The sequence below is a fragment of the Falsiroseomonas sp. HW251 genome, from assembly GCF_050563545.1.
Classification (GTDB): domain Bacteria; phylum Pseudomonadota; class Alphaproteobacteria; order Acetobacterales; family Acetobacteraceae; genus Falsiroseomonas.
This window is the reverse complement of sequence record NZ_JBNXUM010000010.1, coordinates 1-21,151: the sequence shown is the minus strand read 5'-3', so window position 1 is coordinate 21,151 and position 21,151 is coordinate 1. Positions and strand designations below refer to the sequence as shown.

At 71.5% G+C, this 21,151-nt stretch carries 25 protein-coding genes; 10 read left to right on the top strand and 15 right to left on the bottom strand.

Annotation, left to right across the window (positions count from 1 at the left end; translation table 11 throughout):
* Positions 1-55 precede the first annotated feature (55 nt).
* The 3 genes from ACLF3M_RS13605 to ACLF3M_RS13595 are packed head-to-tail and all read left to right on the top strand — an operon-like array spanning position 56 to position 2,789.
* The gene (locus ACLF3M_RS13605) at positions 56-1,102 is read left to right on the top strand and encodes a beta-propeller fold lactonase family protein (protein WP_430657478.1); all 1,047 of its coding nucleotides are present in this window, start codon (positions 56-58) and stop codon (positions 1,100-1,102) included.
* A gap of 2 nt (positions 1,103-1,104) precedes the next feature.
* Positions 1,105-1,848 (top strand): polysaccharide deacetylase family protein, encoded by a 744-nt coding sequence (locus ACLF3M_RS13600; RefSeq protein WP_430657477.1) that lies wholly within the window; start codon positions 1,105-1,107, stop codon positions 1,846-1,848.
* On the top strand, positions 1,848-2,789 hold the full coding sequence (locus tag ACLF3M_RS13595; RefSeq protein WP_430657476.1) for a sterol desaturase family protein: 942 nt from the start codon (positions 1,848-1,850) through the stop codon (positions 2,787-2,789). Before ACLF3M_RS13600 ends, ACLF3M_RS13595 begins: the two co-directional genes overlap by 1 nt.
* A gap of 43 nt (positions 2,790-2,832) precedes the next feature.
* Here ACLF3M_RS13595 and ACLF3M_RS13590 read toward each other — a convergent pair whose 3' ends face one another.
* Both ACLF3M_RS13590 and ACLF3M_RS13585 read right to left on the bottom strand, forming a co-directional pair.
* Positions 2,833-4,119 carry a hypothetical protein gene (locus tag ACLF3M_RS13590; protein ID WP_430657475.1) on the bottom strand — a complete coding sequence of 429 codons (1,287 nt, stop codon included), beginning with the start codon at positions 4,117-4,119 and terminating at the stop codon, positions 2,833-2,835.
* Between the two features lie 39 nt (positions 4,120-4,158).
* Positions 4,159-4,563, bottom strand: a complete 405-nt coding sequence (locus tag ACLF3M_RS13585) for a YMGG-like glycine zipper-containing protein (protein ID WP_430657474.1) — start codon at positions 4,561-4,563, stop codon at positions 4,159-4,161.
* 339 nt (positions 4,564-4,902) lie between these two features.
* On the opposite strand from ACLF3M_RS13585, the gene ACLF3M_RS13580 reads away from it, so the two are divergent.
* From ACLF3M_RS13580 to ACLF3M_RS13570, 3 genes are all read left to right on the top strand, one after another.
* Positions 4,903-6,018, top strand: a complete 1,116-nt coding sequence (locus ACLF3M_RS13580) for a Kelch repeat-containing protein (RefSeq protein WP_430657473.1) — start codon at positions 4,903-4,905, stop codon at positions 6,016-6,018.
* An 80-nt stretch (positions 6,019-6,098) separates the two neighbouring features.
* On the top strand, positions 6,099-6,695 hold the full coding sequence (locus tag ACLF3M_RS13575; protein ID WP_430657472.1) for a histidine phosphatase family protein: 597 nt from the start codon (positions 6,099-6,101) through the stop codon (positions 6,693-6,695).
* Positions 6,696-6,843: 148 nt separating this feature from the next.
* Positions 6,844-7,176, top strand: coding sequence for a GYD domain-containing protein (locus tag ACLF3M_RS13570; RefSeq protein ID WP_430657471.1), 333 nt, complete (start codon positions 6,844-6,846; stop codon positions 7,174-7,176).
* Positions 7,177-7,345: 169 nt separating this feature from the next.
* Here ACLF3M_RS13570 and ACLF3M_RS13565 read toward each other — a convergent pair whose 3' ends face one another.
* The gene (locus ACLF3M_RS13565) at positions 7,346-7,891 is read right to left on the bottom strand and encodes an MOSC domain-containing protein (protein ID WP_430657470.1); all 546 of its coding nucleotides are present in this window, start codon (positions 7,889-7,891) and stop codon (positions 7,346-7,348) included.
* A 289-nt stretch (positions 7,892-8,180) separates the two neighbouring features.
* On the opposite strand from ACLF3M_RS13565, the gene ACLF3M_RS13560 reads away from it, so the two are divergent.
* On the top strand, positions 8,181-8,885 hold the full coding sequence (locus tag ACLF3M_RS13560; RefSeq protein ID WP_430657469.1) for a YopT-type cysteine protease domain-containing protein: 705 nt from the start codon (positions 8,181-8,183) through the stop codon (positions 8,883-8,885).
* Between the two features lie 51 nt (positions 8,886-8,936).
* On the opposite strand, the gene chrA is transcribed toward ACLF3M_RS13560, so the two are convergent.
* The 5 genes from chrA to ACLF3M_RS13535 all read right to left on the bottom strand — a co-directional run bounded on the left by chrA (position 8,937) and on the right by ACLF3M_RS13535 (position 13,878).
* Positions 8,937-10,268: a chromate efflux transporter gene (gene chrA / locus ACLF3M_RS13555; RefSeq protein WP_430657468.1), complete on the bottom strand. Its 1,332-nt coding sequence runs from the start codon at positions 10,266-10,268 to the stop codon at positions 8,937-8,939.
* Complete coding sequence (locus tag ACLF3M_RS13550; RefSeq protein WP_430657467.1) at positions 10,268-11,071, bottom strand: chromate resistance protein ChrB domain-containing protein; 804 nt, start codon at positions 11,069-11,071, stop codon at positions 10,268-10,270. Before ACLF3M_RS13550 ends, chrA begins: the two co-directional genes overlap by 1 nt.
* Before the next feature lie 118 nt (positions 11,072-11,189).
* Positions 11,190-11,750, bottom strand: coding sequence for a ferritin-like domain-containing protein (locus ACLF3M_RS13545; protein ID WP_430657466.1), 561 nt, complete (start codon positions 11,748-11,750; stop codon positions 11,190-11,192).
* A 153-nt stretch (positions 11,751-11,903) separates the two neighbouring features.
* On the bottom strand, positions 11,904-13,643 hold the full coding sequence (locus tag ACLF3M_RS13540; RefSeq protein ID WP_430657465.1) for an L-aspartate oxidase: 1,740 nt from the start codon (positions 13,641-13,643) through the stop codon (positions 11,904-11,906).
* Between the two features lie 7 nt (positions 13,644-13,650).
* Entirely contained in the window at positions 13,651-13,878 is a 228-nt protein-coding gene (locus ACLF3M_RS13535; protein ID WP_430657464.1) for a hypothetical protein, read from the bottom strand.
* 43 nt (positions 13,879-13,921) lie between these two features.
* Here ACLF3M_RS13535 and ACLF3M_RS13530 point away from each other — a divergent pair, with 43 nt between their 5' ends.
* On the top strand, positions 13,922-14,530 hold the full coding sequence (locus ACLF3M_RS13530) for a hypothetical protein (protein WP_430657463.1): 609 nt from the start codon (positions 13,922-13,924) through the stop codon (positions 14,528-14,530).
* Between the two features lie 5 nt (positions 14,531-14,535).
* Here ACLF3M_RS13530 and ACLF3M_RS13525 read toward each other — a convergent pair whose 3' ends face one another.
* Genes ACLF3M_RS13525 through ACLF3M_RS13495 form a run of 7 tightly spaced genes read right to left on the bottom strand, consistent with a single transcriptional unit; the run spans position 14,536 to position 18,747 of the window.
* The gene (locus ACLF3M_RS13525; protein WP_430657462.1) at positions 14,536-15,141 is read right to left on the bottom strand and encodes a fumarate hydratase C-terminal domain-containing protein; all 606 of its coding nucleotides are present in this window, start codon (positions 15,139-15,141) and stop codon (positions 14,536-14,538) included.
* Positions 15,138-15,635, bottom strand: coding sequence for an N-acetyltransferase family protein (locus tag ACLF3M_RS13520; protein ID WP_430657461.1), 498 nt, complete (start codon positions 15,633-15,635; stop codon positions 15,138-15,140). The genes ACLF3M_RS13525 and ACLF3M_RS13520 overlap by 4 nt, the downstream gene beginning before the upstream one ends.
* Before the next feature lie 2 nt (positions 15,636-15,637).
* Complete coding sequence (locus tag ACLF3M_RS13515; RefSeq protein WP_430657460.1) at positions 15,638-16,546, bottom strand: fumarate hydratase; 909 nt, start codon at positions 16,544-16,546, stop codon at positions 15,638-15,640.
* A 10-nt stretch (positions 16,547-16,556) separates the two neighbouring features.
* Complete coding sequence (locus ACLF3M_RS13510) at positions 16,557-17,288, bottom strand: sulfite exporter TauE/SafE family protein (RefSeq protein WP_430657459.1); 732 nt, start codon at positions 17,286-17,288, stop codon at positions 16,557-16,559.
* Positions 17,278-17,619: a succinate dehydrogenase gene (locus ACLF3M_RS13505; RefSeq protein WP_430657458.1), complete on the bottom strand. Its 342-nt coding sequence runs from the start codon at positions 17,617-17,619 to the stop codon at positions 17,278-17,280. Before ACLF3M_RS13505 ends, ACLF3M_RS13510 begins: the two co-directional genes overlap by 11 nt.
* Positions 17,620-17,677: 58 nt before the next feature.
* Positions 17,678-18,016, bottom strand: a complete 339-nt coding sequence (locus ACLF3M_RS13500; RefSeq protein WP_430657457.1) for a succinate dehydrogenase — start codon at positions 18,014-18,016, stop codon at positions 17,678-17,680.
* Entirely contained in the window at positions 18,013-18,747 is a 735-nt protein-coding gene (locus tag ACLF3M_RS13495) for a succinate dehydrogenase/fumarate reductase iron-sulfur subunit (RefSeq protein ID WP_430657456.1), read from the bottom strand. Before ACLF3M_RS13495 ends, ACLF3M_RS13500 begins: the two co-directional genes overlap by 4 nt.
* Before the next feature lie 55 nt (positions 18,748-18,802).
* Between ACLF3M_RS13495 and ACLF3M_RS13490 the strand changes: the two genes are divergently transcribed.
* A complete protein-coding gene (locus ACLF3M_RS13490) occupies positions 18,803-20,413 on the top strand; it encodes a thiamine pyrophosphate-binding protein (protein ID WP_430657455.1) in 1,611 nt (536 codons plus the stop codon).
* Positions 20,410-21,129 carry a GntR family transcriptional regulator gene (locus ACLF3M_RS13485; protein ID WP_430657454.1) on the top strand — a complete coding sequence of 240 codons (720 nt, stop codon included), beginning with the start codon at positions 20,410-20,412 and terminating at the stop codon, positions 21,127-21,129. Before ACLF3M_RS13490 ends, ACLF3M_RS13485 begins: the two co-directional genes overlap by 4 nt.
* The last annotated feature ends 22 nt before the right edge of the window (positions 21,130-21,151 follow it).

Below are 21,151 nucleotides of genomic sequence, written 5' to 3'. Positions count from 1 at the left end.
ATTCGCCGGCGCGCCTGGGATTGATCGCCGCGACTTCTGCCTGGGGACTCCTTCGGTGCGCCTGCGCCTCCTGATGCTGGGATTGATGCTGCTGGCCGCTCCCGCGGCCCGGGCGGACCTCGTCTTTGTACTGAACTCCGGCGATGCGACGGTCAGCGTGCTCGACGCCGCGACAAGGCAGGAGGTGCGCCGCATCCCCGCCCTGCGGGAGCCGCATCACCTCGTGCTCACGCCCGATGGCCGTCAGCTCGTCATCGCGGATTCCGGCGGCAACGAGCTGCTCTTCGTCGATCCCCTGAGCGGCGAGGTCCGCCGGCGGGAGCGCATCTCCAACCCCTACCACCTGGAATTCAGCCCCGACGGGAAGTACCTGACCGTCGCCAGCCTGCGACGCGACCAGGTGGACATCTACGACGCCACGACGCTGACCCTGCTGCAGCGCTTCCGCCCCGGCGACATGCCGAGCCACGTCGCCTACTCCCCCGACAGCCGGCAGGTCTTCGTCACGCTGCAGGGCAGCCGCGCGCTGGCCGCCTTCGACCTCGAGACCCGGACCCATCTCTGGACCGTCGAGGTGGGCCGGGAGCCCGCGGGCGTCACCTGGCACCGCGGCCGGCTCATCGTCGGCGTGATGGGCGAGGATCATTTCGTCAGCGTGAACCCCGAGACGCGGGAGGTCACGCGCGCCTTCAACCTCGGGCGCGGCGCGCACACCATCTTCCCCTCGCCCGACGGCCGCGCGCTCTACGCGACGTCGCGCGTGGACAGCCGCCTGGCGGAGGTCGATCCCGACACGCTGCAGATCCGCCGCGTCTGGAACATCCCGGGCGGCCCGGACTGCCTCACCTTCGACCCCGAGGGGCGCATCTGGATGACGCTGCGCTGGGTCGGCCGCGTTGCCATCCTCGACCCCAGGGAGGCGGAGTGGTCGCTGATGCGCGTCGGCCGCAGCCCGCACGGCATCTTCTTCAAGCCGCGGCGCGACGGGGTGGGCGGGGATTTCCCGCAGCGCATGTCGGGCGCGGTCTCGGGCTCCCGCCCGCTGCCGGCGCCGCTGACGCCGTCGCTGCCGGGCCCGGTGACCCCGGCCTCCACGCGCTGACCATGCGCCGCCGCGGGCTGCTGGGGGCAGGGCTGGCGACGCTGGCAGGCCCGGCGCTGGGCCAGCGCTGCGCGCCTGTCTACCTCACCATCGACACCGGCTGGAGCCGGGAGGCCGAGCGCATCGCGGAGATCCTGCGCCGCCGCGGCGTGCGCGCGACGCTCTTCGTCGCGGACGAGCCGACCTTCCGTGGCGACCGCACGCTGTCCGACGCCTGGACGCCCTTCTGGCGCGCCCGCGCGGCCGAGGGCCATGTCTTCGCCAGCCATACCTGGCGGCACTGGTATTTCCGCGGCGATCCCACGGCGACGCAGGTGAACTTCGTCAACCGCGCCGGCGCCGGGTCGGACGTGCTGGACCAGGCCGCGCTCTGCGCCGAACTCGCGCGGCCGACCGACGCGATCCGGCGCATGGTGCCGAACGCGACCGTCCTGCCGCTGTGGCGCGCGCCGGGCGGCATCACCACGCCGAACGCCATCCGCATGGCGGCTTCCTGCGGCCTGCGGCACCAGGGCTGGACGCGCAACGGCTTCCTCGGCGATGAGCTCGACAGCCAAAAGAGCTCGAACGCCGCGCTGCTACGGCGGAACCTGGCCAATATCCGCGCGAGCGAGGTCCTGGTCATGCACTGGGGCGTGCGCAGCCGGCAGGACCCCTTCGCCAACATCCTGGACGAGCTGATCGCCGGCCTGCTCGCCCGCGGCTTCTGCTTCGAAGTGCTGCCGGCCGAGGGTATCGCGACCTGATGTTCGACTGGCTCGAGCGCTTCTGGGTGGACGTCTCCGGCGAGGTCTATACGGGCTTCGTCCAGCCCGCGCTCTACTCCATGGGCATGATGGAATACGCCGACCGCATCGCGGAATGGGTGGATTTCGCGCTGCTCGGCATCGTGCAGATCGTGCTGGTCTATGCAGTCTGCCGCCCGCTCGAGGCGATCCGCCCGGTCGAGCCCGTGACGAATGCGGGCGCGGTCAACACCGACGTCTTCTACACGCTGCTCGCCAAGCTCGGCGTGCTGCCGCTGATCGCCTTCGTGCTGCTCTCATCCGCGGAGCGCACCATGAACGGCTGGCTGGCGGACACCGGCTTCGTGCCGCCGACGCTCGAGACACTGTTCCCCGCGCTGCGGGAGATGCCGCTGCTGGCGCTCGCGCTCTACGTCGTCATCCTCGATTTCGGGGAGTACTGGCGGCACCGCTTCCAGCACATGTTCGGCTGGTGGTACGCGCTTCATTCCGTGCATCACGCGCAGCGCCAGATGACCTTCTGGACCGACGACCGCAACCACCTGCTTGACGATGCGATCGCGGCCGTCTGGTTCGGCGCGGTGGCGCTGCTGATCGGCGTGCCGCCCGTGCAATTCGTGCTGATCGTGATGGTCCGCCAGCTCTGCGAAAGCCTGAGCCACGCCAATGTCCGTCTCGACTTCGGCCGGGTGGGCGAGCGGATCCTGGTCAGCCCGCGCTTCCACCGCATCCATCACGGCGAGCTGTCGGCCGGCGAGGACGGGCGGAACTACGCGGTGCTGCTGCCGGTCTGGGACTGGCTGTTCCGCACCGGCGACTTCGACCGCACGGCCTATCCCCGCACCGGCGACCCCGAGGCCCCCGAGAGCCTCGCGACGGGCGGCTGGCTGCGCCAGCAGATCGACGGGTTGAAGCAATTCGGGCGCGCGCTCAAACGATAGCGGGCGCCGAAAGCCCTCTCCCCAGAGGAGGACAGGGTATCCGTCAAAAGCTGAAGCTCACCAGCACCCCCGCCGCCAGGTCGTCCGCCGCCAGCCCGCCCTGTGTCACGCGGCGCCAGTCCAGGCTGAAGGACACCGGCCTCAGCGCATCCACGCCCAGCATCTGCCCGATCGCGACGGTCAGGTTCGCCGCGCGCTCCCGCGTCTGCACCGGCGCGCCCGGCCCATCCTCGCTGGCGCTGCGCCACATCGCGGCGCCGGTCAGCGAGACGGCGCCGCGCGTCAGTGTCACCGCCCCCGTCGTCCAGCGCGCGCGGATGCCGGCGTAGCCGCCGGCATTGTCGCGCTGCGCGACCTCGACCAGCGGGAGCAGCCGCATGCCGAAGGGCAGCCCGATATCGGCGAAGAGCGCCGCGACCGCGCCGCGTTCCGTCGCCGGCCGGCCCGACGCCTGCGCATCCTCCCCCGGCTTCCGCCAGGACGCTGCAACCGTCCAGCCCAGCGCCGCGTCGCCCGGCAAGTCCACGCCGTCCGCCGCGAGCGACACGACCAGCCCGCCGACGCCAGGCACGTTGTCCGGATTCCCGAGCGCCAGGCTGTTACGCCAGGCGCGCTGGTTGACCGTGGCGGTCTCGCCCGTCGCGTCGTCGGTCACGCGCACCGGCCGCGACCAGCGCGGGAAGAAGGCGCTGCCCGACAAGGGCGTGACATCGGCACGGAAGGCCTCGATGCGGAGATCATGGTCGCCGAGCCATTCCGGCAGGCCGAGGATCTCCGACAAGTCGGCCTGCGCACCGGCGCCGATCTTCTCGCGGAGCTCGTAGTCGCCCGCGAAATCCGCGGCGTAAAGGCCGGGCAGGCGGAACCAGGCCTCGCCGAAGCGCGGATGGAACTTCCCGGCGAAGACGATGGTGGATTCGGTTGTCCAGCGCAGGTTCAGCGTCTCGACCCAGGCCGAGGTCGGCTGGAACAGGCTGCTGCCCTGCGCATCGGGGACGGGCTGGTAGAAGAGCGAGAGATTGGCCGAGAAGCCGTTCGGCATGGCGATCCGCGTCGCCAGAACGGACGACGCGCCGACATTGTCGCGCGTCAGACCGCTGCCGGTGCCACCCGGCCGCGTCCAGGTCGCCGCAGCGTCGAGCGTGCCGGTGGGCGCCGCCCACGCAGTCGGCGGCGAGTCCGGGTCCTCGGGCGGGGCGATGCGAAGCTGCTGGGCGGCGCGGCTGCGCCCGCGGCTGCGCGCCTCGGCCGGCAGGGCGGCGAGCACGACCGAAGCCGCGGCCAGCGCCGCCGCCGCGCGGAACCAGGCTCCCCTGCCGCCCCCGTCCATGGGGGCAGCCTAGGGACGAACCGCCCCGCGCCGGAAGGGCTACTGCATGCCGAAGGGCGGCGGGCCCTCATGGTACTGGCCGGACTGGTCGTACCAGCCGCTGGGCTGCTGCTGCGCATAGCCATAGGCCGGCTGCTGGGCGTAGCCATAGGCGGGCTGCTGCGCGTAGCCATAGGAAGGCTGCGGCTGCTGGTAGTAGGTGCCGTAGCCCTGCTGCGCCGGGGTGGGCGGCGGGGTCAGCGCGCCGGCGACCGTGCCGAGCGCGCCGCCGATCAGCGCGCCGCGCCCGGCATTGCCGCTGAGCGAGCCGATCAGCGCACCGGCGCCGGCGCCAAGCGCCGTGCCCGTCAGCGCCCGCTGGTTGCGGTCATAGGGATCGTAGCCGCCCGCACAGGCCCCGAGCGCCAGCGCGGGCAGCAGCACGATCAGGCCAAGGCGTCGCATCGCAATCCCTCCAGACGTCGCGTTCGCGACCGATATGGAGTGGAACGCGCAATCTGGGCAACGCTGCGGCAACGCGATGGCGCGATCAGGCCGCCGTGTGACCTTTCTTCGCCTTCGGGTCATTCGCCGCTTTCGGCGCTGCGAGCTTCGCCTGCTCGCGCTGCGCGCCGCTACAAAGGCGCGGTGGGCCGAGCTTCGGCACCTCGGCCCTTGCCGTCCAGCGAGGGCCTCTCGGTCCAGCGTCCCGCCGGCACAATGCTGCGGCGGGACTGCGGAATGACCCTTTTCCGCGGCGCCATGTTTGCTATCTCTCGCGCAACAGACCGGGGAATGACGGAAATGTTGGGACGCAGGATGGCGCTCGGCCTCGGGGCCGGGCTGCTCGGCGGGATGCCAGCCGCTCGCGCGCAGCAGGCGCAGCCGCATCACGGCATCCCGATCCCGCAGGACCGCATGGCGCCGCTGCGCGGCGACGGGCCGGTCGTGCTGACGCCCGCCCAGTACGCGCAGCGCTTCGTCGAGAGCCCGGCGCCGGCCGGCCCGCCCGGCCGCTGGCTGCAGCGCGCGCCGCTGCCCCTGCCGCGGACGGAAATGGCCTGGGCCGCGGTCGCCAATGACCGGCTCTGGGTGATCGGCGGCTATGCCGAACAGCGCGTCAACAACAGCTACAACCACGTCTACGACCCTGCCACCGACAGCTGGGCCGAGAAGGCGCGCATCCCGCGCGGCGCCAACCATGTCGGCGTCGTCGGCTTCAACGGGCGCATCTACGCCTTCGGCGGCTTCAGCAACCAGAACCGCGACGCCGACGAACTCGCCTTCGTCTACGACATCGCGGACGACCGCTGGGAGCGGATCGCGCCGATGCCCCGCCCGCGCGCCGCCGGTGCGCTGGCGGTTGTGAACGGCAGGATCCACCACATCGGCGGCGCCTCGAACCCCGACAGCGAGCGGGCCTCGGTCGGCTGGCACGAGGTCTACGACCCGCAGGCGGACCGCTGGGAACGCCGCAAGGCGCTGCCCGGCGCGCGCGACCATGCCGGCGTCGTGGTGAACAACAACCTCATCCACATCGTCGGCGGCCGCTTCAACACCTTCGAGTACAACACCGGCCTGCACCACGTGTACGACGCAGCCGCCGACCAGTGGACCACGCGCGCCCCGCTGCCGACGCCGCGGTCGGGCCATGGCCTGGTCGCCTACCGCGGCCGCTTCTTCGCCATGGGGGGCGAGAGCGGCTGGTGGGAGAACAACCAGCTGACCGGCCGCGTGCATGGCCAGATGGAGAGCTACGACCCCGTCAGCGACACCTGGCAGTCCCACGCCCCGATGCCGACGCCGCGGCATGGCATGGGCGCGGTGGTGATCGGCGACTTCATCTATGTCGCGGGCGGCGGGCCTGTGGTCGGCGGCGGGATCAAGACTGCGGTGCACGAGGCCTTCACGCTGGGCTGAGGGACCAGTCCCCGACGTCGCACCGCTTTTCCCTTCCCCGCCTGCGGGGGAGGGCCGGCGTGGGGGCTGAGCAACACCCCATGCACCGCCGCCACCTCCTGCTCGCCGCGCCTTTCCTCGCGACCCGCGCGCAGGCGCAGGGCCATCTCCTAGTGGCCGCACTCCGCGCCGGCGACGTCGTCGTGGTCATGCGGCACGGCATCACGGATCGCAGCCAGGTGGACAACGGAGACCTCCCCCGCCGCGAGGGCCAGCGCAACCTGTCCGACGCAGGCCGCGCGCAATCCATCCGCACCGGCCGCGCCGTCGCCGCACTCGCGATCCCGCTTGGCGAGGTGCTGGCCAGCCCCGTCTTCCGCGCCCGCGACACCGCGGAGCTCGCCTTCGGCGCGCGCGCGCGGATCGAGCCGATGCTGACCGCCGACGACTACACGCCCGACCCCGCGCTGTTGCGCCGGCGCATCGCCTGGCTCGCCGTCCGCAGCGGCCGGCCTTCATACGCCGGCGCGACCGACATCCTGGTCGGGCACGTCGTGCCGCTTGGCATGATGCTCGGACGTCCGCTCGCGCAGGAGGAGTTCCCGGAAGGCGGCATGGCGGTCTTCGCGCCTGGCGGGACCGGAAGGTTTCTCGGCGTGCTCGATGCCCGGACGCTCTGGGTCGTCGCGGCGGCATAGCGCCCGCTGCGACGCGCACATTCGCTTGCGCGGGGCGCTTTCCGTCGCGTCGCGTCGTCGCGGCGCCTAGTCTCCGCGCGGGCCGGCGTTCCGCCGGGCCGGGGCGCTCGGCTCGTTCAGCACAAAAACAACGACGAGGAGACGACGCATGCCCCTCTTCATGTACCAGGGTTCCTACACCGCGGAAGCCCTGGCTGCGCAGCTGAAGCATCCCGAGAACCGCGTCGAAGCCGTGGCCCGCGCGACGACGGAGGCGTTGGGCGGCCGGCTGATCGGCGCGTGGTACAGCTTCGGCGACCACGACTTCGCCATCGTGATGGAGATGCCGGACAAGGAGAGCGTGGCGGCGATCGCGCTCGCCATCGCGGCCGGCGGGGCGCTGAAATCTGCCGTCACGACGCCGCTGCTCAGCGGAGCGGAATTCGTCGCGGCGATGACGAAGGCGCAGACAGTCGCGAAGGTCTACAAGCCCCCGCGGTAGCGCCGGGCCAGGCCTGCCGGCGGAAGGACCGACCTCCCGCCGGCACCAGCCGGCCGAGGCCGCGGATAGGGCCCGCCGTTGGTGAGCGAGGCCAAACGCGCAGGCGCGGGCCGGCATCCGAGGGGACGAAGGTGAATCCTTCGACCGCCCAAAAAATCGAGTGCGGCCGTCAGTCCAGCGGCCGCACCGCGTCGCCCGGGCGGATGATCCCGCCGCGCTCGATCGAGCAGTTCAGCCCCGAGCGGTTGTAGAGCGGCAGCATCACCGGCTTGCCCAGCAGCTCCGCAAGGTACTTGCAGGGGAAGTTCAGCCGCCCGCCGCGCAGGATCACCTCGCCCAGCGCGAAGCGGCGGCCGACCAGGTGGTTCAGCGGCACGCCGCGCACCGTCAGGTTGCGGCGATGCTCATGCGGCGGCAGGTCGATCGGCCCGCTCTGTAGCGGCGGGTCGTTGCGGGCGAGCGCGTCCAGCACCTCGGCCTCTATCAGCGAGACCTCGCGCACATCCGGCTTCGGCGAGTAGGTGCCGGTGCGCAGGAAATAGCGGTCGCCCTCGATCCCCTGCCCGGGCACGCAGCGCGCTTGCGCCAGTTCGCGCATCGGCGCGCCGGCATTGTCCGTGACATGGATGTGCATCAGCACGCCGGCCCAGCCCTTCGCACCCCCGGGCTGGTCGAGCGCGGCGCGGCCGGCGGGGTGGTCGAAGGCTTCGATCATGGACGTGTCCGTGGCAATCGCGGCGCGGGCCGCGCCGTGTCGACGGCCAGCCTGCGCGGCAAGCCCGGCCGCTTGCAAGGCAGCGTCAGCAGCGACGACCGCCAGAAGGTGTCGCCCGATCGCCGCCTCCGGTGCCCGCGCGGGGCAGGGCATGGGGTCGGCGCCGTTCGGGGCGTGATCCGTGTCGATGGATCACATCACGAAACCGTGCGTTCGCCAGCCCGTGTTGTCGTGGATAAACTTTCAACTGGAGATCGTTCCTGTTGCTGCCAGCTCCCCGGAGGCGTGCATGTCACAGACCATGAATCAACCATCGAAGAGCGATATCGCCCTGGCCGAGGTGCTTGGCGGCATGGGACGCAAATGCCTGGCGCTCGGCGGCGTGGTGATCGAGGCGAGCCAGGACCGCGACCTCGGGACGTTCATGCGCGCCAACCCCGCAACGGCCGGCGGCGTGTGCAAGGCGTTGAGCCTGATCTGGATCGGCATGCACGCCAGGGAGACGAGCTTCTGGGACTGGCTCGGAACCCAGGGCGCGATCAACCAGGTGCGCGCGCAGTCGGTCATGAACACGTTCCTGTCCTACGACGTGCATGTGAGAAATTTCCCCGGCGGCGATGGCGACGCCTGGAAGGACAAGTGGGCGCTCGACCTGCTCAAGCCGTATGGCGTCGTGGCCTACACCGGTGTCACAGGCAAGCGCCCGGCGCGCTCGGGCGGCAAGCTCTACGCCGTCGGGAATATCTGCGACGCGATCAACAGCCTTTCGGACGTGTATATCCAGCTGAGCCTCGGCGGCCGCGCCGGGCGTCACGCCGTCAGCTTCTATGCAGGCCACCCGGATGTCGCGTTCTACGATCCGAACTACGGCGAATACTGGTTCCCGGATTCCCGCGCCCTCAAGCCCTGGCTCGCCGAGTTCATGAAGGTGTCTCGCTACGACGTCGCGCTCGGCGACGATTGGGTGATGCGCAACTACAAGCGGGGACGCTGACAGGCCAGCTCAACACCCCTCGCCGGCCAGGCTCCTGCGGGGCGGCGCGGTTCAGGCGGCGAGAAGGAATTTCGCCGCCAGCCCCGCCGCGGCGGTCACCGCCAGCGTGCGCACCAGGCCGATTCTCAGCCCGAACAGGCAGGCCGCCGCCAGCAGGCTCAGCGCCAGCGCATCGGGCTGCAGGCTCCGCCAGTCCGGCACGCCGATCCGCACCGGCCCGAGCGCCACCGTCTCTACCTGCGCGAAGACAACGCGCAGCCCGAACCACAGCGCGAGGTTGCCGATCACGCCGACCACCGCGGCCGTCACGCCGGCCAGCGCGCCCTTCAGGCGCGGGATGTCGTGCAGCTTCTCGATGTAGGGCGCGCCGAGGAAGATCCAGGCGAAGCAGGGCACGAAGGTCACCCAGACCGTCAGCAGCCCGCCCGCGAAGCCGCCCGCGACGCCCGCGTCCCGGTAGCCCGCGAGGAAGCCGACGAACTGCAGCACCAGGATGAGCGGGCCCGGCGTCGTCTCCGCCAGGCCGAGGCCCGCCAGCATCTCCGTCGCGCTCAGCCAGCGGTAATGCTCCACCGCCTCCTGCGCGACATACGCCAGCACGGCATAGGCGCCGCCGAAGGTCACGACCGCCATCTTGGAGAAGAACCAGGCGATGTCACCGAAGACGCCGCTGCCCGCGAGCATCGCGACCGGCCAGAGCCAGATCGCGAGCGCGACCAGCCCCGCGCGCTTCGCTGCCGGGCCCATCAGCGCGATGCGGTCGGGCTCGCGCGCGATCAGCGCATCCAGCAGCGCCGGCGGGCCGTCCTTCGCCTTGCCATGCCCGCCGGCCGCGAAGGCCTGCGGCATGGCGTAGCCCACCAGCGCCGCGGCGATCACGACGATCGGGAAGGGCGCATTGAAGACGAACAGCGCGGCGAAGGCCGCGGCCGCCAGCAGCCAGGCGGCCGTGCCCTTCAGCGCGCGCTTCGCGACGCGGATCAGCGCCTCGACCACCAGCACCAGCACCGCGCATTTCAGCCCGAAGAAGAGCGCGGCAATGAAGGGAACCTCGCCCAGCGTCGCGTAGATCAGCGACAGTGCCATCATCACCACGACACCGGGCAGCACGAAGAGCAGCCCGGCCGCCAGCCCGCCCTTCACGCCATGCATCAGCCAGCCGAGATAGGTGGCGAGCTGCGTCGCTTCCGGCCCCGGCAGCAGCATGCAGAAGTTCAGCGCGTGCAGGAACCGCGCGTCGGACACCCAGCGGCGCTCGTCTACGACCTCGCGGTGCATCACCGCGATCTGCGCGGCCGGCCCGCCGAAGGACAGCAGGCCGACGCGCAGCCAGACGCGCAGCGCTTCCCGGAAGCTCGGGAATGCCTGCAATTCCCTGTCCATCAACGCGGGCCCGGCCAGTTGTGGGCTTCCTCCGTAGCGTCGCGGCACCAGAGGTGGAAGGCGTCATACAGCGCCATCCCGGCCTCGAGCTGCGCGAGGTCGTCGCGATGCAGCCGCGACAGGCCGAGCGAGGCCGCGAGCAGCCCCGCGCATTGCGGCGCGAGGTCGAGCCGCGCCGTGTCCGCGCCGCGCACGATGGTGGCCAGGCGATCGAGCGCGGGCGACGCCAGCCCGAACTCCTCCAGCATCACGTCGAAGGTGCAGCGCTCGGCGCGATGGCTCCAGAACACGCCGTCGAGGTCGAAGGGCGTGGCGCCGAAGCGGTCGGCAACGGCTTCCACCTGCGACGCCGCGACGAAGAGGAAGACGGCGGCGGGGTCCACGAAGCGGCGTATCAGCCAGGGGCAGGCGATGCGGTCCACCTTCGGCCGCGCCCGCGTGACCCAGAGCGTGCGGCCCTGCGCATCGCGGGCCGGGATGCGGGCGGTGGCGACGAGTGGCAGCCTGGCCTCGGCCCAGGCGAGGAAGCCGCCTTCCAGCGATTCGGCCTGGGCGCCTTCGTGGCGCAGCCAGGCGGCCGCGCCCTCGCTGAGCTTGAGGCCCTTCTGGCAGACCGCCACGACGGCTCGGCCGCGGAAGGCCGGCGCCCAGGACGCGGCGTCGCGATGGTCGCGCCGCAGCGCGGCGGGCAGGATCCGCGGGTCGGCGGCGGCGTCCTCCTCGGTCCGGACGTCGATCAGCACCGGCGCGTCGGGCAGGCCGATGCGGCGGGCAAGCTGCTGGGGGGTGATGCTGTTGGGCATGGGCGTCCACCTAGTCTGGTCGGTTGGACGCGATGCTTGGGCCGAGGCCTCACGGGGCGATCGCGGGAGCCCCTGCCGGAAAGGCTAGTGAAGGGCTCCCGCGGTGGTCAAGCCGGGATCACGAGGCCTTGCGGCGGGCGCCGCCGCGGCGGTTCTCGTTGGCGCTCTCCATTTCCTGCTCCTCGGCGCGACATTCCTCGATCCAGGTGCGGTTGACCTCGCTCTCAGCGATGCGGGTCAGCTCCTCGTCCATCCGCTTCTCCTCGGCGAGCGTCTCGCCGAGCAGGCGCGCAAGCTCCTGCTGCCCGGCCGACTTCGCGAGCGTCGCCATCGTGCCATAGGCCGCGATCTCGTAATGCTCGATGCGCTGCGCCGCGGCGATCAGCACGACGTCCATCATCGCGCCCTTGTCGTTCTCGCCCATCTCGTGGTTGGCCTCCTCGACCAGGCCGCGCATCGCTTCGCAGACCTTGCGGCCGGGCTTGCCGCCAAGCCGCTCGAGGCCCTGTTCCAGGCGCTCGATCTGGCCCTCGGTCTGCTCCATGTGCATCTGGATGCCCTGCTTCAGCTTCTCGTTGGTGGCCTGCTTCGCCATCTTCTGCATGGCGCGCAGGGCCTGCTTCTCGGCGCTGTGTGCGTCCTTGAGCTGTTCGATCATCAGCTTGCTGATTTCGTCCATCGTTCCGTCCTCGTGACCGCGCCGCGTGGTTGCGGCGTCGGGTCGGGAACGGAGCGCGACGGGTCCGGGTTGCCGCGATTTCTTGGCCCGGCGATTCACGGCCTTCGTCGTGCCCACCTCCGGCGGGCACACTCGGGCCGATCGCGAGCCGGGCTATTCCGCGGCCTGTGGCGCGAGCAGGCTCCCGCCCGGTCGCACGCGCGTGAAGGCGACGGGCTGGCGGTCCAGCGCGATCCGGCCGTCGCCGTCGAGCGTGACGATGGTGGCGGCGAGCCCCGCGGCTTCGTCGGTGGTATGCGGAAAGTCCTCGCGCCAATGGGCGCCCCGGCTTTCCTCGCGCGCGATCGCAGCGGCGACGATGGCGCGGCTGACCAGCAGCAGCGACTTCAGGTTCAGCCAATCCTGCCAGGCCAGGTTGAAGCCGCGCGAGCGCCCATCCACGCCGGTGGCGTCGAGCTGCGCCTCCAGCGCAACGAGCCCCGAGGCGGCCTCCGCCAGGCCGGCGGCGTCGCGAAGGATGCCGGCCTTGTCCCACATCAGCGCATGCAGCGCGTCGCGGATGGGGGTGAGCGTCGCGGCGGGCCTGGCGAAGGGCACGTGCACCAGGTCGAGGGCGGCGTCCAGCCCGGCGGGGCAGGGTGCCTCAATCGCCCCCTCCTTCGACACCCAGCGCGCCATGGTGTCGCCCGCGATGCCGCCGAAGACGGTCGAGTTGGCCACGCCGTTGCCGCCGAGCCGGTTCGCGCCATGCACGCCCCCGGTGTCCTCGCCCGCCGCGAAGAGGCCGGGCAGGGCGGTGCTGCCATCGGGCCGGAACACGACGCCGCCCATCATGTAATGCGCGGTTGGCACCACGGGCACACGGCCGGCGGCCAGGTCGAAGCCCATGTCGGCGCAGCGCTCCACCATGCCCTTGAACTCGCGGCGGACGCGGTCGGGCCCGAGATGCCCCATCTCGATCCAGAGCCCGCCATGCTCGTTCACGTTGCCCGCCAGGATCTCGCGCTGCATCGCACGGCTGACAATGTCGCGCGTCGCGCGCTCCCCGCGCGGGTCGTATCTCGGCATGAATCGCTGGCCGTCGCCGCCGAGGAGATAGCCGCCGGAGCCGCGCAGCCCTTCCTCGATGATCGTGCCGGACATGCGCGTGCCCGGGCCCGCCAGCACGCCGGTCGGGTGGAACTGCACCATCTCCATGTCGCGCAGCGGAAGGCCCGCGCGCAGCGCCATCGCCATCCCGTCGCAGGCCTTGTCGCCCGACGGCGTGTGGTAGGTGTACATGGTCGGGCCGCCGCCGGTCGCGAGCAGCACCGCCCTGGCCCGCATCAGCAGCAGATCGCCGCTGCGGATGTCGAGCAGCAGCACGCCTGCGATGCGGGACCGGTCGGCCGAGGGTAGCAGCGCGATCGCGCGATGTTCCTCCAGCCGCTCGATCCCGCGCGCCCAGGTCTGCTCGGCAAGCCGGTTGATGATCTCGATCCCCGTGAGGTCGCCCTTGTGGACCGTGCGGTCGAAGGTCTGGCCGGCGAAGGCCTTCTGGTGGATCGTGCCGTCCGGGTTGCGGTCGAAGAAGCAGCCCCAGCGGTTCTCGAGCTCGCGGATGCGCCGCTGCGCGCCGGTGACCAGCGTCCAGGCGAGGTCCTGGTCGTTCAGCCAGCCCCCGCCATGGATGGTGTCCATGAAGTGGCGCTCGGCGGAGTCCTCCGGCGCCAGCGCCACGTTGTAGCCGCCCTGCACCATGCGCGTGCAGCCGGACTTCCCCAGCAGCCCCTTCACCGCGACGGTGACGCTTAGCTCCGGTGCAGCGGATTTCGCGTGCAGCGCGCCGAGCAGTCCGGCACCGCCGGAGCCGAGGACGAGGATATCGGTGGTGCCGGTCGGCAGCGCGGTCATGCCGGGATCAGCGCGGCCCGCGCGGGCTGTTCGGCACGCCGCAGCCGCAATCCCCCTCGGCGCCCTGCGACGGCGCCGGCGGCAGCGGCGGAGCGCCGGCCTGCTGCCCCTGCGGGGGCGGGCCCGGCGGCGGCGGTGTCTGGGCCAGCGCGCCGAGGCTCACCGCGCCGGCCATGGCCAGCCCGAGCAGCAGCGGCCGAAACGGATACTGTTCGGGGTTGCGAGGCTGGACCATGATCCGCTCCGTTTCGACGACCTGACTTCTGGGGAGAGAGGATATGCGAGCCATCACGGCCATGGCGACCCTGGGCGTTGCGATGCTGGCGGGCTGCGCGCCCCAGCAGACCGGCCCGGCCCTGCCGATGGGCGCCGCGCCGCCCGGCTTCCAATGCCCGGCGGCCGGGACGCAGATCGTCGGCTCCGACGGCACCGTCACCCAGTTCACCGGCGTCAGCCCTTCCGACCCCTTCGCCTGCACGATGAACACCAACAGCGGGCCGCAGACCCGGCTGGCGAACATCTACCCGCTGCCGGTGCCGGAGGAAGCCGCGCTGCGCAACGGCATGGCGCGGCTCTGGCCTCTCGAGCCCGGGAAGTCCACCAACTTCATCCGCGAGATCAGCGGCCAGGCCGGCGCGCTCGGCTGGATCAACGAGACCTGGCACGTGCTGGGCCAGCAGACGCTCGTGGTGGCGAACCAGCCGCGCCAGGTCATGGTGATGGAGAACATCCAGTCCATGCCCTACATCCAGGGCTATGCCGGGCAGTGGACGCTCTACTACGACATCCAGGCGCGGGCCTTCGTGGGCGGCGACCTCCGCGTGATCCGCGGCATCAACAACACGCCGAGCTGGCGCGCGACGAGCATCACGACGCCCGGCAGCTGATCCCATCAGGCACCGAGCCTGGCGAGGGCGGCAGCCCGGCGCGCCTCCACGTCCCGCTGCACCGTCGCGTAGAGGCTGCCACCGTGTGCATCCATCGCGACCAGCAGCGGACCGAAATCGCGGATGCGGAAGCGCCAGAGGCTCTCGGGGTTGAGGTCGTCGAGATCCACATCCTCGATCGCCTCGATCCAGGTGGTCTCGAGCGCGGCGGTGCCGCCGATGATCGCGAGGTAGACGCCGCCCAATTCGGCGAAGGCCTGCAGCGACGCGTCGCGCAACCCGCCCTTGCCGATGACGATCCGCACGCCCTCGCGTTCCATCAGCGGGCGGGTGAAGCGTTCCATGCGGTCCGAGGTGGTCGTGCCGATGCAGACGGCCTCGTAGCCGCTGTCGTTCGTGGACCGCTTGTCCACCTTGCGCACGTTCGGCGCGGTGTGGATCACCGCATGGCCCTTCAGGTCGAAGCGCGTGCGGCGGCCATGGTCGAACATGTGGATCTGCGTGGCGTCGCGGATGCCGAACAGCGTGTCCTGCAGCGTGACGGTGTCGCCGATGCGAAGCGCCCTGATCTGCTCCTCGGCGCAGGGCATGTGAAGCACGTGGTGCGTCATGGGATGCGCTCCGGCCATATGCCCCGGGCGGCGGCGGCCAGCCGCGCGCCGTCCAGGCGGTAGAACAGCTTGTCGGCGGCTGCCGCGCCCATCTTGCGGTAGAAGCCCTGCGCGCGCGCATTGCCGCCATCCGCCGTCCAGTCGAGCCGCGTGTAGCCGCCCCGCGCCGCAAAGGCAGCGGTCGCTGTCATCAGCTCGCGCGCGGTCTCGGTCCCGCGCTGCGCCTCCGCGACGAAGAGATCCTTCAGCAGCAGGCCCCAGGTGAGGTCGAAGGCCGGGAAAAAGCCTGAGAGCGAGACGAAGCCCGCGGCCGCGCCCTGTCGCCGCGCGACCAGGCAGAAGGGCCCCGCGCGTCCGGCGGGCGAGGTCAGCGCGACCGCGGCCTCCGCGATGCGGAGCGGTTCGCGCTTCTCCGCGTAGAACCGAGCCATCTCGGCGAGCAGCGCGACGAGCGCGGGCCGGTCGGCGACGCCGGCCTCGAGGATCTCGGCCATGGTCAGAAGCCGATCGACACGCCGTCGGGCGTGAAGGTCGCGCTGGCGCGCCGCGCGCTGTGGCACTGGATGTTCACGGCGACGGGGTTCATGGTGATGTGCGTCGCGGCGACCTCGACATGGACAGCGAAGGCCGTGCTGTCGCCGCCGAGACCCTGCGGCCCGATGCCGAGGCTGTTCACGGCCTCGGCCAGCGCCTCCTCCAGCTTCGAGCCTTCCTCGTCGGCGCAGCGTGACCCGAGCGGCCGCGTCGCCGCGACCTTGGCGAGGTGCATGCAAAGATCCGACGTGCCGCCGACGCCCACCCCCATGATGGTGGGCGGGCAGACCTTGCCGCCCGCCCTGATCGCGGCGTCCACGACGAAGCGCTTCACGCCGGCCATGCCGTCGGCGGGGATCAGCATCTGCAGGAAGCTGCCGTTCTCGCTGCCCGAGCCCTTCGGGATCATCTCGAGCCGGAGCACGCGGTCGTCCTCGGTGAAGTCGAGGTCGATGACGGGGACATGCGCTCCGCAGCTCGTATGCTCGTTGCTGCGCGTGATCGGATGCACCACTGAACTGCGCAGCGGATGTTCGCGCGTCGCGCGTTCGGTGCCGTGCCGGATCGCCTGCTTCAGCGCCCAGCCGTCAAGTTCGACATTCCTCCCGATCTGTACGCGAAAAATCGGGATGCCGGTGTCCTGGCAGAGCAGGTTGTCCGTGCGCTCGGCGACGCCGATGTTCTCGATCATCGTGGCCAGGATCGCCCTGGCCGTGCCGTCGGTCTCGCTGGCGTCGAGCCTGGTGAAGCCGGCCTTGATGTCGTCCGGCAGCACCTTCAGCGCACGGATGTAGAGAAGCTTGGCCGCTTCCTCGATCGCGTCGGGCGTGACGCGCAGCGGTGCCAGATCCGTCTTGCTCATCAGCGTCATGGCCGTTCCCTCAGATCACCAGCGAAAGCCCGGATACCAGCAGCAGCCCCAGCAATACGACGCGGAAGGCCTGGGCGGGGATCACCTTGTAGACGCGCAGGCCGAGCCAGGTGCCCGCCAGCATCGCCGGCACCGCGGAGGCCGCCATCAGCAGCGTCTCGGCCGTGAAGAAGCCGCCCAGTGCCAGGCCCGGCGTGGTGATCGCCTGCATGGCCACGATGAAGGGCTGCAGCAGCGCGCGGGCGGCACGCTTCTCCATGCCCTGCAGATCGGTCCACATCGCGGGCAGCGCGCCGACATAGCCGCCGATGCCGCCCAGGATTCCCGCGAGGAAGCCGACGGCCGCATCGGCGCGCGCACCGGCGTCGAAGCGGGCGGGTGCGTGGCGCAGCGCGATGGAAAGCAGCGCGAAACCCGCATAGACCACCAGCAGCACGCCGACGGCCGCGACGATGGTCGGCGCCGGCCCGTGCACCAGCACCAGCAGCCCCACCGGCACGCCGAGTGTCGCCGCCGCGACAAGCAGGCCGAGCCGCCGCCATGGGATGTCGCGCCATACCGCGGGCGTTGCGAGTGCCTGCACGAAGAGGCTGCCGAGCACCAGCACCGGCGCGGTCGTCGAGGGCGGCAGGACGTGCAGCAGGATGGCCGCGGCGACCAGCACGAAGGCGAAGCCCGCGACACCCGAGCAGAAGGCCGCGACGAAGCAGCCGGCCGAGAGGATCAGCAGGTCAGGCGACATTCAGGAGGAACAGCAGGCCCGCGGCCAGCGCCACGCCGGCCGAGGCCGCGACCATCGTCTTCTGGCTGCTGCGCCAGCCCAGGAATTCAAGCGCCAGCACGCGAAGCCCGCCCGCGAGATGCGCGGCGAGCAGCACGACCAGCAGCGTCTCGCTCGCCTTGACAAGGCCGGCGTCGGCCCAGCGCAGGAAGCCCTCCAGGGCTGCCTCGCCGGTGATGGCGCGCGACAGCGCCCAGAAATGCAGCGGCAGGAACAGCGCGAGCAGCAGGCCCGAGACGCGATGCACCAGGAAGGCGATCCAGGTGGGGTGCGAGCGCCCGCGGAGATCCATCACGCGCCGCCCGATCGTCGTAGGGCCGCAAGGCCCGGAGGCGTGAATCGGGCGGCCATCACGCATACAGGCCCAGCGCCGCGCGGATGCCGAACGCCGCTGTCGCGAGGCCGATCGCAAGCCAGGCCAGGTCGAAGCCGCGCCCGCGCCAGCCCAGCCATTCCGCCGCGATGCCGCGCAGCCCGATCGCGCCGTGCAGCCCGGCCGCCAGCGCGAAGACCGCGTAGAACAGCAGCCACGGTGCGTTGCCGCGCGTGCGCCCCAGGATCTCCGCGGCGCTCAGCCCGCCGCGCACCGCGACGAGGATCGTCGCGAGATGCACGATCACCGCGCCCGCGAGGATCATCGCGGTGACGCGCTGCGCGACCCACAGATGCGTGCCGCCGCGCGTGCTCACCGGTCGAGCCCGAACACGTTCCAGAACAGCGTCCGCTTCAGCCCCGCGATGGCGCCGGACGGGTCTATCCCCTTCGGGCACCTCTCCGTGCAGGACTGCGTGGAGTGGCAGGCGTGGCAGCCCGCATCGCCGGCGACCGCCCCCAGCCTTTCCTGCCGCGCGCCGTCGCGCGCGTCGTTGACCAGCGTCCAGGCGCGGTTCAGCGCGGCCGGCCCGAGATACTCGCCGTTCCAGGCCACGATGTCGCAACTGGCGTAGCAGACGCCGCAGCCGATGCACTCGATCCCCGCATCCGCCGCCTGGCGCTTCGGCGAAGACGGCGGGACGACGTGGAACTCGCTCGGCACCGCGCCGTCGGGCGCGTCCTTGGGCTGGAATGTCCCTTTCGCGCGGGCCCATTTGTCGAAGAAGGGCGCCATGTCGGTGGCGAGGTCGCGGATCACCGGCAGGTTCGCCAGCGGCCGCAGCTCCAGCGTGCCGCCCTGCGCCACGCGCTTCACATGCGTCCGGCAGGTCCAGCGCGCGCGGCCGTTCACCACCATCGCGCAGCTTCCGCACATCCCGACGCGGCAGGCGAAGCGGTAGGCCAGGCCGGGATCGAGCTCGCGCTGGATGAAGGTGACGACGTCGAGGACCGTCTGGTTGTCGCGCGCCGGCACCTCGTAGTGCTGCAGCGCGCCGCCTTCGGCGTCACCGCGCCAGACCGAGACCTTCATTACGTCCCCTTGCATGATCAAAGGCTTGCATGGTCTTGTATAAGACACAAGACTGTGGAGTGTTCAGAAAATGAGACGACGCGGCGCGGACCTGCTGGTGGCGGCCCTGACGGCGGCGGGGGTGGAGCGGATCTTCACGCTCTCCGGCAACCACATCATGGAGGTGTTCGACGCGCTGGTCGGGTCAGGGATCTCCATCGTCCACACCAGGCACGAGGCGGCGGCCGTCCACATGGCCGACGCCTATGCCCGCATGACCGGGCGCATCGGCGTCGCCATGGTCACGGGCGGGCAGGGGCATTCCAACGCCGTAGCCGCGCTGCCCACCGCGCTCGCCGGCGAGGTGCCGGTGCTGCTGCTCTCGGGTCATGCGCCGTGGGACGAGCTCGGCAACGGGGCCTTCCAGGAACTGCCGCAGGCCGCGATGGCCGCCCCCGTGACCAAGGCGGCCTGGGCCGCGCAATCCGCCGCCGGCCTGCCCGCCGATGTCGCACGCGCAATCTCCACCGCGCTGTCCGGCCGCCCCGGCCCGGTGCACCTGTCCTTGCCGACCGACGTGCTGGTCGCCGACGCCGAGGCCGAGATCCCGCCCGCCGCCGCCTTCGCCGCGAAGCCGATGACGCTGTCGGCGACGACGGCGCGTGTCGTGGCGAACCTCATCGCCGCGGCCGAGCAGCCGCTGCTGCTGACGCCGCCGGCATTGGTCTCGCCTCACGGCTACGTCGCGCTGGCGAAGCTGGAGGCCGCAACGGGCCTGCCCGCCATCTCCATGAACTCGCCCCGCGGCCTGGCCGACCCCACGCTCGGCGCGCTGGCGGAGTTGCTGCCGGAGGCCGACCTGGTCGTGCTGTTGGGCAAGCAACTCGACTTCACCTCGCGCTTCGGGCGGACGGCGACGGAGGCGCGCTTCGTCGTGCTCGACCCCGACGCCAGACTGCTCGGCCGGGCGCAGCGCCTGCTCGGCGATCGGCTGGTGCTGTCCGCCCTCGCCGACCCGATGTCGGCCGTCGCCGCGCTGACCGCCGCGGCGAAGCCTGTCATGGCGCAAAAGGACTGGGCGTGGCGCACGTACGAGACCGTCGGCTTCCGCCCGGCCGCCTGGGCGTCGCTCGCCGGCGCGCCGGACGGCCCGATTCACCCCGCGACGCTGGCCCACGCCGTCTTTGCCGCGCTGCCGCCCGACGCGGTCTTCGTCTGCGACGGCGGCGAGGTCGGGCAGTGGGCGCAGGCGATCGTCAACGTGCCCCTGCCCATCACCAACGGCGTCGCCGGCGCGATCGGCGCGGGCACGCCCTTTGCCATCGGCGCCCGCGCCGCGCTCGGCCGCCCGACGCTCGCGCTGATGGGCGACGGGTCCTTCGGCTTCCACATGGCCGAGCTCGACACGGCCGCGCGGCACGGCCTGCCCTGCGTCATCGTCGTGGGCAACGACAGCCGCTGGAACGCCGAGCACCAGATCCAGCTGCGCGACTACGGCGCCAACCGCGCGCATGGCTGCGAGCTCGCGCCCGGCACGCGCTACGACCTGATCGCGACCGCGCTCGGCGGCCATGGCGAGTTCGTGGAGCGCGCCGCCGACCTCGCCCCCGCGCTCGCCCGCGCCTTCGCGTCGAACAGGCCTGCGGTCGTCAACGTCATCATAGAGGGCCAGCCCGCGCCCGCCCTGAAGACCTCGGGATGAACCTCGACCGCCGCCCGCTCTATGCCCGCACCGCGGAGATCCTGACCTCGCGGATCGCCGACGGCACCTGGGCGCCCGGCGCGCTGATCCCGGCCGAGCCCGAGATCGCGCTCGAGCTCGGCGTCTCCCCGGGCACCGTCCGAAAGGCGCTCGACGCGCTGGAGCGGCGGCGGCTGATCGAGCGACGGCAGGGCCGCGGCACCTTCGTCGCGGCGCATACCTCCGAACGCGCGCTGTTCCACTTCTTCCGCATCGTGGACCTCCGCGACGGCCGCCACGCGCCGACGTCCCTGGTGCTGGACTGCCGCACGGGCCCCACCACGGCCCACGACGCCGCCGCGCTGGAGCTCGAGCCCGGCGCCGAGGTCCATCGCGTCGAGCGGCTGCGCGTGCTCGGCGCCGAGGCCGTGATCCTGGAGCGCATCCTGCTGCCCGCCGCGCGCTTCCCCGGCTTCGCCCTGCCGGTGCTGACGGAGATGAGCGACGAGCTCTACGTGCTGTATCAGCGCGACCACGGCGTGACGATCGCCCGGGCCGAGGAGCGCCTGGCCGCCATCGCCGCGAACGAGGCGCAGGCGGCGAAGCTGAATCTCTGGCCCGGCGCGCCGCTGCTCGAGATCCAGCGGGTCGCCTTCGACATCGCGGACCGGCCGGTGGAGCGGCGCGTGACCTGGGTGGACACGAGGTCGCACCGCTATCTCGCGCAGCTCGACTGAATTTTAAAGTTGGGGCTGACCC

Coding starts and splice junctions, on each gene's coding strand:
- ACLF3M_RS13600 (WP_430657477.1), top strand. CDS start 1,105: ATGCGCCGCCGCGGGCTGCTGGGGGCAGGGCTGGCGACGCTGGCAGGC.
- ACLF3M_RS13595 (WP_430657476.1), top strand. CDS start 1,848: ATGTTCGACTGGCTCGAGCGCTTCTGGGTGGACGTCTCCGGCGAGGTC.
- ACLF3M_RS13590 (WP_430657475.1), bottom strand. CDS start 4,119: ATGGACGGGGGCGGCAGGGGAGCCTGGTTCCGCGCGGCGGCGGCGCTG.
- ACLF3M_RS13585 (WP_430657474.1), bottom strand. CDS start 4,563: ATGCGACGCCTTGGCCTGATCGTGCTGCTGCCCGCGCTGGCGCTCGGG.
- ACLF3M_RS13580 (WP_430657473.1), top strand. CDS start 4,903: ATGTTGGGACGCAGGATGGCGCTCGGCCTCGGGGCCGGGCTGCTCGGC.
- ACLF3M_RS13575 (WP_430657472.1), top strand. CDS start 6,099: ATGCACCGCCGCCACCTCCTGCTCGCCGCGCCTTTCCTCGCGACCCGC.
- ACLF3M_RS13570 (WP_430657471.1), top strand. CDS start 6,844: ATGCCCCTCTTCATGTACCAGGGTTCCTACACCGCGGAAGCCCTGGCT.
- ACLF3M_RS13565 (WP_430657470.1), bottom strand. CDS start 7,891: ATGATCGAAGCCTTCGACCACCCCGCCGGCCGCGCCGCGCTCGACCAG.
- ACLF3M_RS13560 (WP_430657469.1), top strand. CDS start 8,181: ATGTCACAGACCATGAATCAACCATCGAAGAGCGATATCGCCCTGGCC.
- chrA (WP_430657468.1), bottom strand. CDS start 10,268: ATGGACAGGGAATTGCAGGCATTCCCGAGCTTCCGGGAAGCGCTGCGC.
- ACLF3M_RS13550 (WP_430657467.1), bottom strand. CDS start 11,071: ATGCCCAACAGCATCACCCCCCAGCAGCTTGCCCGCCGCATCGGCCTG.
- ACLF3M_RS13545 (WP_430657466.1), bottom strand. CDS start 11,750: ATGGACGAAATCAGCAAGCTGATGATCGAACAGCTCAAGGACGCACAC.
- ACLF3M_RS13540 (WP_430657465.1), bottom strand. CDS start 13,643: ATGACCGCGCTGCCGACCGGCACCACCGATATCCTCGTCCTCGGCTCC.
- ACLF3M_RS13535 (WP_430657464.1), bottom strand. CDS start 13,878: ATGGTCCAGCCTCGCAACCCCGAACAGTATCCGTTTCGGCCGCTGCTG.
- ACLF3M_RS13530 (WP_430657463.1), top strand. CDS start 13,922: ATGCGAGCCATCACGGCCATGGCGACCCTGGGCGTTGCGATGCTGGCG.
- ACLF3M_RS13525 (WP_430657462.1), bottom strand. CDS start 15,141: ATGACGCACCACGTGCTTCACATGCCCTGCGCCGAGGAGCAGATCAGG.
- ACLF3M_RS13520 (WP_430657461.1), bottom strand. CDS start 15,635: ATGGCCGAGATCCTCGAGGCCGGCGTCGCCGACCGGCCCGCGCTCGTC.
- ACLF3M_RS13515 (WP_430657460.1), bottom strand. CDS start 16,546: ATGACGCTGATGAGCAAGACGGATCTGGCACCGCTGCGCGTCACGCCC.
- ACLF3M_RS13510 (WP_430657459.1), bottom strand. CDS start 17,288: ATGTCGCCTGACCTGCTGATCCTCTCGGCCGGCTGCTTCGTCGCGGCC.
- ACLF3M_RS13505 (WP_430657458.1), bottom strand. CDS start 17,619: ATGGATCTCCGCGGGCGCTCGCACCCCACCTGGATCGCCTTCCTGGTG.
- ACLF3M_RS13495 (WP_430657456.1), bottom strand. CDS start 18,747: ATGCAAGGGGACGTAATGAAGGTCTCGGTCTGGCGCGGTGACGCCGAA.
- ACLF3M_RS13490 (WP_430657455.1), top strand. CDS start 18,803: ATGAGACGACGCGGCGCGGACCTGCTGGTGGCGGCCCTGACGGCGGCG.
- ACLF3M_RS13485 (WP_430657454.1), top strand. CDS start 20,410: ATGAACCTCGACCGCCGCCCGCTCTATGCCCGCACCGCGGAGATCCTG.